The following is a 1,794-nucleotide window of genomic DNA, read 5'->3' as shown; positions in this document are numbered from 1 at the left end:
AGCGGTGGGCTATCTGTATCCGATCGACGGCCTGACGCTGACCGCCGCCGGCCTGTTCCAGTCGGGCCAACCGGTCAATCTGGTGCCCGATGCGCGGATTTTCGGCACGCAGGATCTGAATGGCGACGGCGCTTCGTTCGGGGAGAATTTCGTCGGCAATTCCGACCGCTTTCCCGGTGCGTCCCGCAATTCGGCGCGGCTGCCGTGGTCGACCACCGTCGACCTTGGCATCCGCTACCTGCTGCTGAAGCGCATCGAGCTTTCCGCCGACGTGTTCAACCTGTTCAACGCCAACAACCAATCGGGCTTTGCCAACGCCGCCACCACATCGAACCAGGTGCAGTTCGGCGGCGGAGCGCCCTTTGTGCAGCGCAATGCCGGCCCGCCGCGCCAGTTCCAGTTCGGCGTGGCGTACAAGTTCTGATATGCCCGCCGCTATGCAACAATTTCAGGGCGTGATCGGGCTGGCAGCCGTGCTGCTGCTGGCGTGGGGCTTCTCCGAAGACCGCGCCAATCGGCCGGGCTGGCGCTGGCTGGGTGGCGCGCTGCTGCTTCAACTGGCGATTGCCGTCATCGTCGTGCGGGTGCCGCCGATCTGGGCCGCCGTTGGCGTCGCCAATCAGGGCGTAGCCGCCATCGAACGGGCCACGCTGGTCGGATCATCCTATATGTTCGGCTATCTTGGCGGCGCGCCGCTGCCATTTGCGCTGGCGCCAGGGGGCAGCCCGCCGCTGATCATCGCCTTCCAGATATTACCGCTGATCATCGTGTTTTCGGCGCTGTCGGCGCTGCTGTGGCACTGGGGCATCCTGAAGGCACTGGTGCGCGGGCTGTCGTGGGCGCTCAGGCGCACCCTGGGCGTATCGGGCGTGGTCGGGCTGGGCGGCGGCGGCACGCTGTTCCTGGGCGTGGTTGAATCGCCGCTGGTGCTGCGGGCGTGGTTTGCCACCATGTCCCGATCTGATCTGTTCGCCATCATGGCCATGATCATGGCGACGATTTCGGGTGCGATACTGGTGCTGTATGCCAGCACGCTGAGCAAGATCATCCCCAATGCCGCCGGCCACCTGATCGTCGCTTCGCTGCTGTCGCTGCCCGCCGCACTGATGGTCGCGCGGCTGATGGTGCCGGGCCAGCCGCAGTCCAGCGAACCGGCCGAGCCTGACCTGGCCTATGATGGCGCCATGGACGCGGTGGTGCGCGGCGCCATGGAAGGCGTGCAGCTGATGCTGGCGGTAATCGGCATCATCATCACCATCTTTGCGCTGGTGAACCTGGCCGATCAGATCCTGGCGGTGCTGCCGCACGTGGATGGCGCGGCCCTCACGCTCAAGCGCATGCTGGGCTGGCTGTGTGCGCCGCTGATGTGGGCCATTGGCGTGCCGTGGGATCAGGCGCCAACGGCTGGCAGCCTGATGGGCACCAAGGCGATCCTGAATGAATATGTCGCCTATCTCGATCTGGCCGCCCTGCCCGCCGACGCGCTTGATCCGCGCAGCCGGCTGATCGTCACCTATGCGCTGGCCGGCTTTGCCAATCTGGCCTCGATCGGCCTGCTCGTCTCCACCATCGCCAGCCTGTGCCCGGAACGCCGGGCCGAAGCCGCCGGATTGGGCGTCAAAAGCTGGATCGCCGGCAATCTGGCGACGCTGATGACCGGCGCGATGATCGGCCTGGTGACCCCTCTTGCTTGACGCCCGCCTCCGCCCGCTGATCGATCCGCCGCTCAATGCGCTGGGGCGGACGCTGGCGGCACTGGGCGTCACCGCCAATGCGATCACCGTCATCGGCATC

1 protein-coding gene and 1 pseudogene are annotated in these 1,794 nt (G+C 66.3%); both read left to right on the top strand.

Annotated elements, in window-relative coordinates; translation table 11 throughout:
* A pseudogene (locus RMO81_RS01855) lies at window positions 1–424 on the top strand (TonB-dependent receptor); the annotation flags it as partial.
* 13 nt (window positions 425–437) lie between these two features.
* Entirely contained in the window at window positions 438–1,694 is a 1,257-nt protein-coding gene (locus RMO81_RS01850) for a nucleoside transporter C-terminal domain-containing protein (protein WP_310474024.1), read from the top strand.
* Window positions 1,695–1,794: the final 100 nt, after the last annotated feature.

It is taken from the genome of Sandarakinorhabdus sp. (genome assembly GCF_031422795.1).
Lineage (GTDB): Bacteria > Pseudomonadota > Alphaproteobacteria > Sphingomonadales > Sphingomonadaceae > Sandarakinorhabdus.
This window is presented reverse-complemented; position numbering and strand designations above follow the sequence as displayed.

Coding starts and splice junctions, on each gene's coding strand:
- RMO81_RS01850 (WP_310474024.1), top strand. CDS start 438: ATGCAACAATTTCAGGGCGTGATCGGGCTGGCAGCCGTGCTGCTGCTG.